General features: G+C 32.1%; 23 protein-coding genes and 1 pseudogene. 12 read left to right on the forward strand and 12 right to left on the reverse strand.

Translation table 11 applies throughout. The features are described from left to right. Positions 1 to 44: 44 nt before the first annotated feature. From CQ058_RS03425 to coaW, 4 genes are all read left to right on the forward strand, one after another. Entirely contained in the window at positions 45 to 413 is a 369-nt protein-coding gene (locus tag CQ058_RS03425; protein WP_002127817.1) for a hypothetical protein, read from the forward strand. A gap of 176 nt (positions 414 to 589) precedes the next feature. Next, complete coding sequence (locus CQ058_RS03430; RefSeq protein ID WP_002032510.1) at positions 590 to 1,789, forward strand: LL-diaminopimelate aminotransferase; 1,200 nt, start codon at positions 590 to 592, stop codon at positions 1,787 to 1,789. A gap of 55 nt (positions 1,790 to 1,844) precedes the next feature. After that, a complete protein-coding gene (locus CQ058_RS03435) occupies positions 1,845 to 2,243 on the forward strand; it encodes a 3-hydroxyacyl-ACP dehydratase FabZ family protein (protein WP_105589458.1) in 399 nt (132 codons plus the stop codon). A 27-nt stretch (positions 2,244 to 2,270) separates the two neighbouring features. Beyond that, positions 2,271 to 3,092 (forward strand): type II pantothenate kinase, encoded by an 822-nt coding sequence (gene coaW, locus CQ058_RS03440; RefSeq protein WP_002032506.1) that lies wholly within the window; start codon positions 2,271 to 2,273, stop codon positions 3,090 to 3,092. Between the two features lie 15 nt (positions 3,093 to 3,107). On the opposite strand, the gene CQ058_RS03445 is transcribed toward coaW, so the two are convergent. The 6 genes from CQ058_RS03445 to CQ058_RS03475 all read right to left on the reverse strand — a co-directional run bounded on the left by CQ058_RS03445 (position 3,108) and on the right by CQ058_RS03475 (position 6,933). Further along, positions 3,108 to 3,617, reverse strand: coding sequence for a 2'-5' RNA ligase family protein (locus tag CQ058_RS03445; RefSeq protein WP_002189918.1), 510 nt, complete (start codon positions 3,615 to 3,617; stop codon positions 3,108 to 3,110). A gap of 119 nt (positions 3,618 to 3,736) precedes the next feature. Continuing rightward, positions 3,737 to 4,216, reverse strand: a complete 480-nt coding sequence (locus tag CQ058_RS03455; protein WP_002189920.1) for a CcdC family protein — start codon at positions 4,214 to 4,216, stop codon at positions 3,737 to 3,739. 35 nt (positions 4,217 to 4,251) lie between these two features. Next, complete coding sequence (locus CQ058_RS03460) at positions 4,252 to 4,923, reverse strand: DUF4052 family protein (protein WP_105589459.1); 672 nt, start codon at positions 4,921 to 4,923, stop codon at positions 4,252 to 4,254. Further along, entirely contained in the window at positions 4,920 to 5,792 is an 873-nt protein-coding gene (locus CQ058_RS03465) for an ABC transporter ATP-binding protein (protein WP_002189922.1), read from the reverse strand. Before CQ058_RS03465 ends, CQ058_RS03460 begins: the two co-directional genes overlap by 4 nt. After that, on the reverse strand, positions 5,789 to 6,169 hold the full coding sequence (locus tag CQ058_RS03470; RefSeq protein ID WP_000805181.1) for a GntR family transcriptional regulator: 381 nt from the start codon (positions 6,167 to 6,169) through the stop codon (positions 5,789 to 5,791). Before CQ058_RS03470 ends, CQ058_RS03465 begins: the two co-directional genes overlap by 4 nt. A 170-nt stretch (positions 6,170 to 6,339) precedes the next feature. Continuing rightward, a complete protein-coding gene (locus CQ058_RS03475; protein ID WP_002189924.1) occupies positions 6,340 to 6,933 on the reverse strand; it encodes a DUF4825 domain-containing protein in 594 nt (197 codons plus the stop codon). A gap of 441 nt (positions 6,934 to 7,374) precedes the next feature. Here CQ058_RS03475 and CQ058_RS03485 point away from each other — a divergent pair, with 441 nt between their 5' ends. The 7 genes from CQ058_RS03485 to CQ058_RS03515 are packed head-to-tail and all read left to right on the forward strand — an operon-like array spanning position 7,375 to position 8,533. Further along, positions 7,375 to 7,515: a YrzI family small protein gene (locus tag CQ058_RS03485; protein WP_000156202.1), complete on the forward strand. Its 141-nt coding sequence runs from the start codon at positions 7,375 to 7,377 to the stop codon at positions 7,513 to 7,515. A 27-nt stretch (positions 7,516 to 7,542) separates the two neighbouring features. Continuing rightward, complete coding sequence (locus CQ058_RS03490) at positions 7,543 to 7,686, forward strand: YrzI family small protein (RefSeq protein WP_000142704.1); 144 nt, start codon at positions 7,543 to 7,545, stop codon at positions 7,684 to 7,686. 28 nt (positions 7,687 to 7,714) lie between these two features. Continuing rightward, positions 7,715 to 7,858, forward strand: a complete 144-nt coding sequence (locus CQ058_RS03495; protein WP_000668987.1) for a YrzI family small protein — start codon at positions 7,715 to 7,717, stop codon at positions 7,856 to 7,858. A gap of 26 nt (positions 7,859 to 7,884) precedes the next feature. Continuing rightward, the gene (locus CQ058_RS03500; protein ID WP_002013394.1) at positions 7,885 to 8,028 is read left to right on the forward strand and encodes a YrzI family small protein; all 144 of its coding nucleotides are present in this window, start codon (positions 7,885 to 7,887) and stop codon (positions 8,026 to 8,028) included. Between the two features lie 26 nt (positions 8,029 to 8,054). Then, positions 8,055 to 8,198, forward strand: coding sequence for a YrzI family small protein (locus tag CQ058_RS03505; RefSeq protein ID WP_002120145.1), 144 nt, complete (start codon positions 8,055 to 8,057; stop codon positions 8,196 to 8,198). A gap of 26 nt (positions 8,199 to 8,224) precedes the next feature. Continuing rightward, the gene (locus CQ058_RS03510) at positions 8,225 to 8,365 is read left to right on the forward strand and encodes a YrzI family small protein (protein ID WP_000672237.1); all 141 of its coding nucleotides are present in this window, start codon (positions 8,225 to 8,227) and stop codon (positions 8,363 to 8,365) included. Between the two features lie 27 nt (positions 8,366 to 8,392). After that, positions 8,393 to 8,533 carry a YrzI family small protein gene (locus tag CQ058_RS03515; protein ID WP_002189927.1) on the forward strand — a complete coding sequence of 47 codons (141 nt, stop codon included), beginning with the start codon at positions 8,393 to 8,395 and terminating at the stop codon, positions 8,531 to 8,533. A 388-nt stretch (positions 8,534 to 8,921) separates the two neighbouring features. Here the strand turns inward: CQ058_RS03515 and CQ058_RS03520 are convergent, their stop codons facing one another. Then, complete coding sequence (locus CQ058_RS03520) at positions 8,922 to 10,007, reverse strand: AI-2E family transporter (RefSeq protein ID WP_000837889.1); 1,086 nt, start codon at positions 10,005 to 10,007, stop codon at positions 8,922 to 8,924. 149 nt (positions 10,008 to 10,156) lie between these two features. Here CQ058_RS03520 and CQ058_RS03525 point away from each other — a divergent pair, with 149 nt between their 5' ends. Then, positions 10,157 to 10,978, forward strand: a complete 822-nt coding sequence (locus CQ058_RS03525; protein WP_000189680.1) for an HNH endonuclease — start codon at positions 10,157 to 10,159, stop codon at positions 10,976 to 10,978. 228 nt (positions 10,979 to 11,206) lie between these two features. On the opposite strand, the gene CQ058_RS32075 is transcribed toward CQ058_RS03525, so the two are convergent. The 5 genes and pseudogenes from CQ058_RS32075 to CQ058_RS03550 all read right to left on the reverse strand — a co-directional run bounded on the left by CQ058_RS32075 (position 11,207) and on the right by CQ058_RS03550 (position 13,851). After that, the gene (locus CQ058_RS32075; RefSeq protein WP_001289318.1) at positions 11,207 to 11,299 is read right to left on the reverse strand and encodes a putative holin-like toxin; all 93 of its coding nucleotides are present in this window, start codon (positions 11,297 to 11,299) and stop codon (positions 11,207 to 11,209) included. A 144-nt stretch (positions 11,300 to 11,443) separates the two neighbouring features. Then, positions 11,444 to 11,557 (reverse strand): annotated as a pseudogene (locus CQ058_RS03535) (alkanesulfonate monooxygenase); the annotation flags it as partial. Positions 11,558 to 11,774: 217 nt separating this feature from the next. Then, a complete protein-coding gene (locus CQ058_RS03540) occupies positions 11,775 to 12,503 on the reverse strand; it encodes a hypothetical protein (protein ID WP_002127829.1) in 729 nt (242 codons plus the stop codon). Beyond that, positions 12,500 to 13,090, reverse strand: a complete 591-nt coding sequence (locus CQ058_RS03545; RefSeq protein WP_002127831.1) for a TetR/AcrR family transcriptional regulator — start codon at positions 13,088 to 13,090, stop codon at positions 12,500 to 12,502. The genes CQ058_RS03540 and CQ058_RS03545 overlap by 4 nt, the downstream gene beginning before the upstream one ends. A 251-nt stretch (positions 13,091 to 13,341) precedes the next feature. Beyond that, complete coding sequence (locus tag CQ058_RS03550; protein ID WP_001038143.1) at positions 13,342 to 13,851, reverse strand: ribonuclease FAU-1 family protein; 510 nt, start codon at positions 13,849 to 13,851, stop codon at positions 13,342 to 13,344. Positions 13,852 to 13,937 lie beyond the last annotated feature (86 nt).

Here is a 13,937-nt window from a genome sequence, read left to right on the forward strand (position 1 = left end):
TCGTATTCGCACGTTTATAAAAACGAATAAGAAAGGAGTACACAATGAAAAAGTTTCTATTTATTTTCCCTATATTAATCGTTCTACTTAGTGGATGTAGCAATAATGATATATACGGCTCTTGGGAAGTCATTGATAATAAAAAAGGTGAATGCCCTGTATATTATAAATTTGAAACAGTTGTGAAAGAAGAAAAGAAAGAAAAGGTTGTTCACAATTTAGTGGAAATGCAAACAACAAATAAAAAAGAGGATTTATTTAAAGGATCGTTTGTTAAAAATTCTAACGTGTATCGTATTGATTATGGTAACTCGTTTACATCGGATCAATCTTTAAAAGTTGTCGATAATGAATTAAATGTATACTTTTTTACAACTGAAAACACATGTACATATAAAAAAACAAACAATTAATCTTCATTTATAACGTAGAAAATATTTTCTACGTTATTTTTATATTTCCCCTTATTATCCTCCCTCTAAATTTGTCAATCGTTTTAATTTTCATAAAAAAATGATAAAATGTAAACATGTGTTTTCAGAATAATTAAAAATACAGAAAGAAAACACTGTTTTTAGGAGGGGTTTTGATGACTTACACTTTAGCAACTAGAATGAAAGCATTCCAATCTTCTATATTTAGTGAATTAGGGGCCTATAAAAAAGAGAAAATTGCAGCAGGTCATAAAATGATCGATTTAAGTATCGGGAATCCTGATATGCCTCCTGCTGATTTTGTGAGAGAAGAAATGGTACATACAGCAAGTGCAAAAGAAAGTTACGGATATACATTATCTGGTATTCAAGAATTTCACGAAGCTGTAACTGAATATTACAACAACACTCATAACGTTATATTAAATGCTGAAAAAGAAGTTTTATTATTAATGGGTTCACAAGACGGACTCGTTCATTTACCTATGGTTTTTGCAAATCCGGGAGATATAATACTAGTTCCTGATCCAGGATATACAGCTTATGAAACAGGAATTCAAATGGCCGGTGCAACATCTTACTACATGCCATTAAAAAAAGAAAATGATTTCTTACCTAACTTAGAAGTTATCCCTGAAGAAATCGCCAATAAAGCAAAGATGATGATTTTGAACTTCCCAGGAAATCCAGTTCCAGCAATGGCACATGAAGATTTCTTTAAAGATGTAATCGCATTCGCGAAAAAACATAATATTATCGTTGTCCATGATTTTGCTTATGCTGAATTTTATTTTGATGGTCAAAAGCCAATTAGCTTCTTATCTGTACCTGGTGCAAAAGAAGTTGGCGTTGAAATTAATTCTTTATCTAAAAGTTATAGTTTAGCTGGTAGCCGTATTGGTTATATGATTGGTAACGAAGGAATTGTCGGCGCGCTTACGCAATTTAAGTCTAATACAGATTACGGTGTGTTTTTACCAATTCAAAAAGCTGCATCCGCTGCATTACGACACGGCGCTGCATTTTGTGAAAAAAACCGTGGAATTTACCAAGAACGTAGAGATACTTTAGTGGACGGATTCCGCAAATTCGGTTGGAATGTCGATAAACCAGCTGGAAGTATGTTCGTTTGGGCTGAAATTCCGAAAGGATGGACTTCGCTAGAGTTCGCTTATGCACTTATGGATCGTGCAAATGTCGTTGTCACACCAGGCCATGCATTTGGTCCTCATGGCGAAGGTTTTGTACGTATTGCACTTGTTCAAGATAAAGTAGTATTACAAGAAGTAGTTGAAAACATTAAAAACAGCGGTATTTTCTCTATTGAAAAAATAGAAGAATTAGTTAAGAATTAATAATAACCCCCCTGCTTAACTTTAGCAGGGGTATTATTATTCCTGGAGGTACGATATGAATATTAAAGATACTCTTCCCCATCGCTATCCATTTTTAATGATTGATAAAATTACAAACGTTAAAGAATCTCAATCGGCTACAGGATACAAACTGATTACAAATAACGAGTGGTTTATTAATAAAAATCAAAACTATATGCCTCATATGCTAATTGTAGAAGCACTCGCTCAACTTAGTGCTTTTGTAAGTACAGGTAAATCTGAAGGACTTGGTTTCCTCTCCTCTTTAGATGGGGTGGAATTTCATAAAAATGCGTATCCCGGTGATAAACTTGACTTACATTATGAATTAACACGTAACAGACGAGGTTTTGTTCTTGGGAAAGGAATTGCCTCTGTAAACGGTCAATCAATCGTTACCATTGAAAAGCTATTAATATATCAAGCTGATTAAACAGATTACATAGTAAGGGGTAGGGAAATGCGGAATGTTGTTGGTATTGATGCTGGGGGAACATTAACAAAAATTGCTTACTTTAACGAAATGAACAAATTAGTTTTCGAAAAATTTTATTCATATGAACAAGAAAGAATTAAAGAATGGCTTCATAATAATAATTCAATTACACAATTATGCATTACAGGTGGTAAAGCTACACAGTTAGAACAACTCCTTTCAAGTTCATATAAAATAGTAGAATTAAACGAGTTTGAAGCTACTTTAGCAGGAGTACGATACATACTAAAAGAAGAAAAACGTGCTATAAACAACTTTGTCCTAACAAATATCGGTACAGGTACTTCCATTCACTATGTTCACGACAATCAATATGTTCGTGCTGGTGGAACTGGAGTTGGCGGTGGTACTATTATGGGTCTTTCAAAACTATTAACAAATATAGATCATTTTGAAGACGTGATTCCGCTTACGAAAATTGGTTCAAGAAACAGTCTAGATATTACAGTTGGAGATATTTATGGTGGGATTCTCTCCCCTCTTGATAATAACTTAACTGCTAGCAATTTCGGAAAAGCGACCATTACAGACTCAAATTATAGTAATTCAGATATACTAGCTACCGTTCAAGGACTTGTCGGTGAAGTCGTCACAGCATTAAGTCTTCAATTCGCCGAAGCAAAAAATATTGACCATATCATTTACATCGGTTCTACTCTATGTAATAACGTACATCTTCAAAATATTATTAGTAGCTATACAGAATATCAAAACAAAATACCAGTCTTTTTACAAGACGGTGGTTATAGTGGTGCAGTTGGTGCTTTACTTCATAGTTCGAAATAAAAAAGCTGACTTTTGTCAGCTTTTTTGCAATGGTACTTCAAATTCAATAATTGATTCTCCATTCTTTCCAATTCGCTCCACGCTAATTCTATCAATTACACAATTTAACTTCTCATGAAAACTAGGAATATCCTTCGCTATTTCAGTTGCTAACTCCGCGCTATCTTTTCTCCCAACTGTTACATGTGGTATGTATGGAATATCCGTTCTAAAAAATTGTAGTAAAGGACCTGTATACAATCTATCGTGCAATTCTTCTATTTTTTCTTTCCCTCTTTCAACTTCCAAAAATAGATACTCTCCCTTGCTACTTATCCGGTTAGCAAACTCAATTTCAATCGGATGAACCCCTTTCGCCACTTTCAAAATATGTAATTCCAACTCATCATTTGAAATGGAACTTTCAAACGGGAATACAATTGTTATATGAGGAGAAATTAATTCAAATAAAGGATCATGCTTTTCTCTCATACTCTCTATTTCATCTATGGGCATATTATGTAAAAACAGTAGAATTGTACGCACTTTTATATCCCCTACTTCCCCTCAATTTTTTTATATTTATCATATTGTATGGTAGCGTGAACCTCAACAAATTATTTTGCTTGCATATAAAAATAAAAAACTTCTCATTTGAGAAGTTTTCATATAGCATGGTTATTATTTTCTCGCCAAACTTTCCTAAACTTTATATAACAAGCAATTCTCCACGGAATAATATACGATACTGCAACTACGTAAAATAATAAACCTATTGTTTGCTGATCTAAGTCAACAATATATTGTCTTGAACCATATCTTAAAATAACAATTCCGATAAAAATAATTAAAAAGGCAGCACTTTTTTTCGTATAAATGTTTCTGTCTTCTCTTCGCTCATAGTTTGTTAGAAATATAAGTGGGATTGCGAAAATCACCCCAATGGATGCTGCTATAGTCACTTGTAATATAGCTGGATGTACTGGACCAAAAAACAATAAAATACCTGGTGTTAAAAATAGTAATGGCCACAAAATACGTTTTCCCGTTCCCTTTATCGGCTTATACATAGAGCGGTAACGACGCCAAAATATTAACAGTGCTACGCATAAAAAGACGGTTATTAGTGAAGAAGTATCTTCCATTGTCTTCCCTCTTTCTATAATAATCTAACAATATTTTAAACCGTTTGCTCAAATGAAATTTTACGAATAAATATACTACTGGTTATGATATATAGAATGGTTAATCCAATTGAAATCACAGTAAAATAGGGAATATCTATTAAAGATAGATCGGTTGTAAATAATAAACCTTTTATTCCTACCTCACCATAAAGCACACTGTTTGTTGTTAAAAAAAGTGTTCCACCAATCATAAGACCGATCCACTTAAATCGTTGTTTAAAAACAACTACTACTTGAAAGAAACATGCTGTCGTAACATAAAATAAAAATTGTAAAATAAACTGTTGTGCTAATAGTTCTCCAAAACTAGCATTCCCCATATTATATTTTATATCTTGTAAAAACATTACTTGAAGTAATGAAAATAGTCCGGATTGCAGTACAATATAACAAATCGCTCCGATAAAATATTGTATCCTTGTCACACCAAATGAAATGGCTAAACGAAATAAATCATCTTGTATGATGAAAGTACTCCCTATTATAAACATCATAATTGCTATAGAAGGATTATTGATAAATTCAGGTAAATAACCAATTTTCATTCCATATAAATTAACAGCATTCATAGCCCCTTTTATTAATAAAGCTGCAATCCAAAATATTAAAATTGCCTTATAATGAAAATTCATATGTAACTTCAACTGCTTCATTAACATCGTCATTTCACTTCACCACCAGTTATGTGAATAAATAGTTTTTGTAATGTAATTTCATCAACTGCTAATCCTTCTTTTTCAAGAGAGTAATAATCTTCATTAGTAAATTCTTCCCATATAACAGCAATGCCCTTATTTCCATAAACTTCTCGATTTATAACTTTTTTATTAATCGAAAACGCATCTACTTTATCTTTTTTTCCTGAAATTATATGCCCCTGCTGTAATAAATCTTCCACCGATGATTGAACAACTAGTCTTCCTTCTTTTATGATAATTACATCTTCAATAACATGGGTTACTTCTTCTACTAAATGTGTTGATAATATAATTGTTCGAGGATACTCACCGTAATCTTCTAATAGTAAACTATAAAATAACTCGCGATGTGCTGCGTCTAAACCAGTAGTTGGTTCATCAAAAATTGTAATTGGTGCCCTACTTGCTAATCCTTGAATAATTCCTACGACGGTTTGCATGCCATGTGATAGCTTATGGTATTTCTCTGTCATATTAAGCTGAAATTTATCTGCAAGTTCTTTAGCATACTTTCCATCCCAATTTTTATAAAATATGCTACACATCTTAAACATTTCTTTTACTTTATAACTTAGATGAGCTTCTTCTTTCACTCTAACGAAACAAATATTTCGCATCGCTTTACTATTTTCAAAAACATTTTCACCAAATACAGCTACGCTTCCACTACTTGAAATAATTTGACCAGCAAGTATGTTTAATAATGTCGTTTTCCCCGCTCCGTTTCTTCCAAGCAAACCATATATTTTATGCTCTTCCAATGAAATAGTTACTTCGTTAACAGCTAATTTCTTTTTATATTTTTTAGACAAGTTTTTCGTTTCAAGTGCAATCATCCCTCTTTCCCCTCCTTCGTAATTTTGTGTATCATGTCCATCAATTCGTCTTTTGATATTTCTAGTACTTTGGCTTCTTCCCACACTTTAGGTAAATACTCAGTCATAAAAACATGCTGTCTTTTTTTTAGTACGACTTCTTTTGCTCCCTTTGTAACAAACATCCCGATCCCTCTCTTTTTATATAAAATCCCCTCATCTACTAGTAGATTTACTCCTTTTGCAGCTGTAGCCGGATTAATTTGTAACATCTTCGCAAATTGATTTGTCGACGGAACTTGTTCTTCTTCAAGTAATATGTCTTTTAAAATATCAGATTCAATTGTTTCTGCAATTTGTATGTATATTAACTTATTTTGTTCTAGAGTAGGTTTCACGATTTCACCACCTTAGGTTCATAGGTTCATTACTTATGTAATTAACCATAGCACAACGTTATATTTTTTTCCATAATTTTCATCAAAAAAAAGAATCATTCGATACTGAATGACTCCCTTTAAAAAATGTCCGTATTTTCAATCGTAAAATAACCACATCTTCCTCCATATCACTTAGATTCCCGCACAGGATGTTCATTAAAAAATTGCTTTCGAAAATCTTTATTATTAACTAGCTTTTCTATTTTTTCTTGATTACCGTAAAAGAAATTCATTACGATTCCCTTATTCCATATAAGATCATCCTTTGGCAAATCATTAAATTCTTTATACAGTATGGGTAAAAGTTCTTCTCTTTTTAATGCAAAACTTTGATTTTCAATCTGAAACTCATACCCTTTCGCATTCGGTACTAAAACTGCAAGATAAATAGCATTAAAGAGTAAATTCTTCTTCATCGTATCCTTCCCATCAAACCAATACGTCTCAATCATTTCTTCTGTAAGATTTCCATTCTCTTTTGCACCATATTCCACTTTAATATTTTCATTTTCTAAATTTAAACTTTGAACTGTTTCACCACCGGGTAAGTTTGTAACAATCGCAATAACGTCGGAATTATTTCCAACGTATGTCCCCGTATATTTTTTAAAAGCCCCAGGTTCAATATGTGACATTTCTTTTATTTGCTCCCCATTAGAACAAGCAGTAATAACTAATAAAATTGTTAGCATAATACCTGCTATTCTATTCATATAGTTCATTAGACACCACCAAGTTCTATTTATTATCCAATCTATACAATGTATCCTTTAAAAAACCCTTTTAAATATACGCATTTTAATCAAAATTAAAAATTTTCAATTTTTATGTTTACAATTATCCATTAATTGTATATAATTACTAACGTAAGAAAAATATTCTAAAAGGAGGTCGAAGGAAATGATGAAATTACAATTACATGCTTTAACTTTAGCGTTAACTGCATCTGTGTTTTTCGGACAATTAAATATGAATTCGACCACCCTAATGGAGAATTAAAAATCGTACTTTATTTCTTTTAATTCATAAATTCGCCACAGGAGGTCGTATACTTTCCTGTGGCTTTTTCACGCCCAGCCATAGGAGAACGACATCTTCCTGTGGCTTTTTTGTGCGATTTTTTAGTCTCATACATTATTTTTTAAAGAAAGGAGCAACATTCGATGACAATTAGCGTATTGTTTTTAAGTATTACGATTCAAAGAAATACACTTTCCAAAGCTGAAATTCTTCATAATGAGCAAATTACAAAAGCTATGAATGATGTTAAGGAGCGCCAAGTGCTTTATTGCGATCACCTGTAATTCCTTTTCGAAAGGAGGAATTCGTCTATGACTTTTCATATTTTCTTTTTTACGACAGCACTTCAGAAAAAAACTTTATCTGAAGCTGAAATCTTTCGTAAACAACAATTAAAACAAACTATGGATAAAATAACGGACATTAAAAGTTCGTATTATACACAAATGTATTAAAAATATTTTTTAAAGGGGCAATTTCCTAATGAAATTCAAAGCTTTCTTTTTAACTATCACCATTCAAAAACGTAAATCTTCAAAAGCTGAAATCTTACGTGAACAACAAATTAAAATTATTATGGACGAAGTAAAAGAGCGTCAGTCCTCTTATTACAATCGCCTTTACTAAATAAATTATAAAGGGGTAATATCCTAATGAAATTTAAGGCTTTCTTTTTAACGATTACCATTCAAAAACGCAAACTTTCAAAAGATGAAATTTCTCGTGAGCAACAAATTAAAAACATTATGGATGATGTGAAAGAGCGCCAGTCCTCTTATTACAATCGTCTTTACTAAATAAATTATAAAGGGGTAATATCCTAATGAAATTCAAAGCTTTCTTTTTAACGATTACCATTCAAAAGCGTAAACTTTCAAGAGATGAAATTTCTCGTGAACAACAAATTAAAAATATTATGGATGATGTGAAAGAGCGCCAGTCCTCTTATTACAATCGTCTTTACTAAATAAATTATAAAGGGGTAAAAATCCAATGAAATTCAGAGTATTATTTTTAACGATTACCATTCAAAAAAATAAACTGTCTGAGTCTGATATGCTTCATGATCGACAAATTGAGCAGGCTATGTACAACGTAAAAGAGCGACAAAGTCATTATTGTAGTCACCTGTAATTCCTATTCGAAAGGAGGAATTCATGTATGAGGTTTCACCTTTTCTTTTTAACCATTACGATTCAAAAAGAAACTATATCTGCAAATGAAGTAAAACAAGAGGAACAGTATAAAAAGATTATAGATGAAATTCGTGATCGTAGAAGCAAGTACTACACTCGCCTATAATTGTTTGAACTTATATAAGAAATGAAAGGAGTCGATTATGATGTTAATAACGCGGTGTAAAGAAATGATTTGGATAGTTCAGAGGGATTCCACATAGTTTATAAAGTGAAACTTTAATCAGTGGGGGTTTTGTTCATCCCCCACTGATTATTAGCTCTCACCAATCGGGCGTTTACGCGCAGTTGATCTCCCACCTAACTTCTTTTTTCTTCACCTGAATTTTGAGGTGGGAGTTTTACTGACCACAAATAGCGGGATAAAGTTTATTTAACAAAAATTCACCGCCTGATTTGATGTGTAAAAAATATACAATAATAAGTATTTCATACACTAAAAAATAAAAGATACACCCCTTTTTTATTAAGCGGTGTATCTTTCTCAACATATTCTATTTCCGTTTACTTCGTTTCGTCTTAAACAATCTCACTAAGTTCGAAACAACTGTTTTTGTTACCGCATAAGCTGGTACTGCTAAAATCATTCCGATAATTCCCGCGAAATTACCTACCCCTAAAATAAGGATGATAATTGTCAACGGATGGATATTTAATTTTGAACTCATAATACGCGGTGAAATGATGTTACTTTCAAACTGTTGTACGATTGTTACTATAATAATTACGTACAGAGCTTGCATCGGAGATACGAACAGACCTATAATGACAGCTGGTGCTGCTCCGATAAATGGACCTAAGTTCGGAATTATATTTGTAAATGCTGCGATAATTCCTAAAACGAAAGCATACGGTAAACCGATGATTAAATAACCAGTAAATGTAAAGGCACCAATAAACATACAAACGAGCGCTTGACCTTGAATATATGCAGATAATGTTTCGTTCGTTTCCTTTATGATACGAAGTCCTTCTTCACGGTAAGACTCTGGTAATACACTAACAGCTTTTCCTGGAAATGCATGTCCATCTTTAAACATATAAAATAAAATGAACGGTACTGTAAAGATAACTAACGCCACGTTCGTGATAATACCAAATAAAGCCGTTGCACTCGACGTAAGTGTGTTTGGTATTTCCTTTAAGTATTCAATTGCATTTTTCTCAATTGTCTCAATGGAAACGTAGTTTTGTGTAGATAGCCATTCAAATAATCTATGATGGGATAGATCTTGTATGTATACTTTTCCCTCTTTTATGTAAGTCGGCATATTTTTTACTAAATCCATTAACTGTTGTGAGATGGTTGGAACAACTACTCCAATAGCAACTCCAGTTAATGTAATGATAAAAAGGTACAGTAGTAAGATCGCTAAACCTCTAGGTACTTTTTTATTCTCCAAAAAGACTAACAATGGGTTAAATATGAAGTATAAAAATAACGCGATTAAAATTGGGAAAAATAATGTTGATATGAAGATACCAATCGGTTGAAATAGAAACGATATTTTTGTGCAAATAAATATAATTCCTACAACCATCAGCACTTCTAATGTCCAAAAGTGCACTTTCGATTTCAAAAAAACGTCCTCCTTTAAACTAGCACTTCTCTTCATTGTACCAAATTAAACTTAGATTTCACATAATATTTTCCTTTACAATATTCCAAAATCCCATTAAATACACTACAATGAGATTACAGACAAATTTGCAGGTAAAGGTGATAAATATGACACAATGCATCATTTGCAGAAAAGATACGAAAGAACTTAGTGAACAATATGTCATTCCAGAGATATTATGTGGATATTATTTCATAAATTCAATTTGTGATTCATGTCATGAACATATGACAACAAATATTGATCGTCCTTTAATTAGACATAAATTAAGTCAATATAAGATTGAGCAAATGAAAAAACAAATCGATTCCCCTCTCTATACGAATGAACATGGTGAGGAGCTAGCAGCCGCTGAGACAGATGTAGTCGAAGTAAGTGATGAGATACTTTATTCCAATGCATTAATTATGAAACTATGTAAAAAGCACGATATTTCATTACATAATGAAATTTGGAAAGAAGAGCGCGTAACAAAAGTAGCTAGTTCTATTCAACGTGAATTGCTTTTAGATAACCGTAAATATAAAATGAGTGTATTAAAAATGGCTTATACTTTTGCTGTACAAACAATTGATGGCTACTTTGACGATCCAGATGCGATTGATATTTCTACCATTCTATTAAATGCCGATTTCATGGAATTAAAGGAAAAGAGTATCGTTCGTGACTTAAGCAAAAGCTCTTTATGGAATACATTAAATACAACGAGCGAAAACCATTACTTTATTTTACTTAGTGATAAAGACGGTCTATTCTGCTTCATTCGCCTATTTGATATTTTTGATGTTGTTGTTCATTTATCAGAAAAAAGATACAATCTTCCATCACCAATTGTCGGCGTAAATAATGTAGACAAAAAAGGATTTTTTGTGGAAAGTTTAAAACAGTATATGGATGGGCTATTTAAAGAAACTACACGTTCTATTTAATCCATATAGGAACATACGGTCTCCTTTCTTCATGAAAAGACACTGTGTTATAATGAGTGTGAAAAGAACAATACAATCACATAAAACAATTAAAACCTGTATATAAATAAAAAAGACTAGTGTGCGGCTACACACTAGTCCACGTAACTTAGCAGATTGGATTGTTCATTTATCCTATTTGTTTCGTACAAACACAACAACCCACTTTCTATAGGCATAGGTGGGTTGTTATTTTTTGAGCTTGTCAATTAAGACGACAATAAACGTTAACAATGCAATGAGAAACAGTCCACCTTGCAATAACAACGCAATTTCACTCACTTATTATCACCCCCCTCCTACTTTGGAGAAGTGATAATTGAACAACCAACCGTACCATAAGTTACCTCTTAATTTTATCATATTTTTTAATTGTTTACGACGAAAACCCGCAAGCTTAAAAACTTGCGAGTTTTTTATTTCTCACTATTTTTTTAAAGCATATGCATCAGCTATCATTTCACCAACGATTTTATTTTCTTGTTGCTTCTCGTCTTTTAATAAAGGGAATAACAGTTCTGCCACTTCTTCCCCCTCCTTGAACTGATTCATATAAATGAATGGATTCGGTTTTTCCAATCAGCGATACGTTATAGAATTAACTACATATTATAAAAACATTTCCTATAAGTTAACTAGTCTTTATTTAAAGACACATATGATTCGTTTGAACATCGTTACTGTTTGTTTGAAATACAGTTCGATTTATATTCATAAAAATTGTATATTTCTTTATTTGAAAGGTATTTTTCACTTACTATTTTTTATGGTCCTTAATCCGCTGTAACCAATAAGAAAACTCACATGCTAAATGCATTTGATGTGATTTAATAAGACTATTAGGACAAAGTGCTGGGAACTCAACAACTAGACTTACTTCTATCCCAGTATCAATATCTTTAAATTGATGCCGAACTCCACCAATAATAGTACCATCTTTCATACGTGCAACACCTGTTGATTGGTATTGGTAAGACTTATCTCTAGGTGTTTTCAATCCCGTTTCGTCACCAAAAACAATGAAAAATTGAACTGGGAACGGAGAATTACCTGTAGTTTCGATAACCTCTAATTCATTTTCCCCAAAGGGGCTTAGTACATAGTGATCAGGACAAGCCGATAAATTCACTTGATTATTTTCACGTGATTGTTCAAGCATAAAACTATCAATTCCATTTATAGCTTCTTCTGCTGTAATCCCATCTAAATAGATGCTTGTTTTTGAAAATTTTCGTCTATCACCAGATAAAACAGTACAGATACGCATACCTATTCCACTTAATCTAAGTTTTGATTTCAGTTTATCGTACATTTCATTATATGAATATTTCAACTTTACTTCCGTTAGCTTTTTTATCATGACGTCTGTATCATTTATTTCAGGCCCTTTATGTCCTAATGTATTTAATGCTTTTTTAATACGTTCTCTTTTCCATTTTGTAAGTTGCTCTTGCGAAATATTGTTTCCATCGATAATAATCTTCATATACATTCACCTTCTTTTTGATCGTATCGTAGTGTAGTTAATACTAAATTAACCATTTCTTGCTTCGTATCTAGATTCAACTTTACTTCTGAATGAGCAATACTGCTAAGACCGTATAAAATAAATCCAGAAGCTAATGAGGAGTTGTCAGTATAAAAAATCCCCGTTTTCACTCCTTCTTCAATTACTTGTCGAATTAATGGTTGAATTCGTGTGAATAATTTCTGTTCCAGTTGAAAATGTTGTTCCGTCTGAAACGAACTCACATTTTTATAGGGTGCTAATTTTTCAATAAATGTCCAAAATATATCTAGAGAATCTTTCATCTTCTGCATTACAGACCGTTCATTTGAAATAAGTATTTCTTCAATTAACTCCATATTTTTCACAATGAAGCTATTTAAAGTCTCATCAACAAAATCTTCTTTAGATTTAAAGTAATAGTAAAACAACCCTGTTGCTACACCAGCCCGACTAACAACATCTTTTATGCTAAATCCTCCCATACCATTTTTCATATATAGTTCAAAACCAATATCCATTAACTCTTGGCGTCTTATATCGGGTTCTTTTGATATTCTTTTCATACGTCATCTCCTACTATGTTTTTTACCACGACTGAATCTGATTCAATCATAAACGAATGAACTTGATTCAGTCAATCTTATTTGATAAATTTAAAAATCAATTTAGAAACTAAGCAACAAAATTCCTACAAAAAAAGAGTAGTCCCAAGAAATATGCTTCTAACCTTAGATTTATCAAAAAAGTTAGATCATATAACTTGAGACTACTCATTTTCATTAAACACGTATTCTCTTTTCAAATCGATTAAACTTTATTTTAGCCGCACCATTTCTGTCTCTACAATCATTTGAGGAAGCGACTTTTGAATTATTTCCTTTAATACATAAAGAGCTTCATCCACATAGCCACCTTCAAAACTCTCTAAGGGCTCAGGTAACTCATCCTCATCTAAAATAAAACATTCTCCACTTGGCATTACCATAATATCAATAATTAAGTCTTCAAATGACACTAGTTCGTCTGTTATTTGCGTATTTTTTACAACATTAAAATAAGCGCCTAAATACATTCCGTTCTTATCTCTCCATATGTATAAATTGTACGGACGATTTTCCCAGTAGTATGCAATGGTGTAACTTCCTTTTGGGATTGTTAAACTCGAATCATTTGTATTCATCGTAAATGAATACTGAACCTCATAAAATAACACGATACTTTGCGATTTCTTTTCAAGTATTAAGCAATTGTGATCTACTATTGTCGAGTCATATCGGATTTTTCTTTCTATAATTTCACTTTTAGGTGTTCGTAATTTATTCATTTTTTTGTTTCCCCTTATGCTATTTCTAGTCTTAATTATATCCGTTTATATAGCGATAAAGAAGTGTACGGTCTACAATTACACAA

Origin of the sequence: Bacillus sp. MYb56 (genome assembly GCF_002976445.1) — a bacterium.
Lineage (GTDB): Bacteria > Bacillota > Bacilli > Bacillales > Bacillaceae_G > Bacillus_A > Bacillus_A mycoides.

Bases quoted from the DNA above. Each gene is read 5' to 3' on its own strand.
- CQ058_RS03425 (WP_002127817.1), top strand. From the start codon at position 45: ATGAAAAAGTTTCTATTTATTTTCCCTATATTAATCGTTCTACTTAGT.
- CQ058_RS03430 (WP_002032510.1), top strand. From the start codon at position 590: ATGACTTACACTTTAGCAACTAGAATGAAAGCATTCCAATCTTCTATA.
- CQ058_RS03435 (WP_105589458.1), top strand. From the start codon at position 1,845: ATGAATATTAAAGATACTCTTCCCCATCGCTATCCATTTTTAATGATT.
- coaW (WP_002032506.1), top strand. From the start codon at position 2,271: ATGCGGAATGTTGTTGGTATTGATGCTGGGGGAACATTAACAAAAATT.
- CQ058_RS03455 (WP_002189920.1), bottom strand. From the start codon at position 4,216: ATGGAAGATACTTCTTCACTAATAACCGTCTTTTTATGCGTAGCACTG.
- CQ058_RS03460 (WP_105589459.1), bottom strand. From the start codon at position 4,923: ATGACGATGTTAATGAAGCAGTTGAAGTTACATATGAATTTTCATTAT.
- CQ058_RS03465 (WP_002189922.1), bottom strand. From the start codon at position 5,792: ATGATTGCACTTGAAACGAAAAACTTGTCTAAAAAATATAAAAAGAAA.
- CQ058_RS03475 (WP_002189924.1), bottom strand. From the start codon at position 6,933: ATGAACTATATGAATAGAATAGCAGGTATTATGCTAACAATTTTATTA.
- CQ058_RS03485 (WP_000156202.1), top strand. From the start codon at position 7,375: ATGACAATTAGCGTATTGTTTTTAAGTATTACGATTCAAAGAAATACA.
- CQ058_RS03490 (WP_000142704.1), top strand. From the start codon at position 7,543: ATGACTTTTCATATTTTCTTTTTTACGACAGCACTTCAGAAAAAAACT.
- CQ058_RS03495 (WP_000668987.1), top strand. From the start codon at position 7,715: ATGAAATTCAAAGCTTTCTTTTTAACTATCACCATTCAAAAACGTAAA.
- CQ058_RS03500 (WP_002013394.1), top strand. From the start codon at position 7,885: ATGAAATTTAAGGCTTTCTTTTTAACGATTACCATTCAAAAACGCAAA.
- CQ058_RS03505 (WP_002120145.1), top strand. From the start codon at position 8,055: ATGAAATTCAAAGCTTTCTTTTTAACGATTACCATTCAAAAGCGTAAA.
- CQ058_RS03510 (WP_000672237.1), top strand. From the start codon at position 8,225: ATGAAATTCAGAGTATTATTTTTAACGATTACCATTCAAAAAAATAAA.
- CQ058_RS03515 (WP_002189927.1), top strand. From the start codon at position 8,393: ATGAGGTTTCACCTTTTCTTTTTAACCATTACGATTCAAAAAGAAACT.
- CQ058_RS03525 (WP_000189680.1), top strand. From the start codon at position 10,157: ATGACACAATGCATCATTTGCAGAAAAGATACGAAAGAACTTAGTGAA.
- CQ058_RS03540 (WP_002127829.1), bottom strand. From the start codon at position 12,503: ATGAAGATTATTATCGATGGAAACAATATTTCGCAAGAGCAACTTACA.
- CQ058_RS03545 (WP_002127831.1), bottom strand. From the start codon at position 13,090: ATGAAAAGAATATCAAAAGAACCCGATATAAGACGCCAAGAGTTAATG.
- CQ058_RS03550 (WP_001038143.1), bottom strand. From the start codon at position 13,851: ATGAATAAATTACGAACACCTAAAAGTGAAATTATAGAAAGAAAAATC.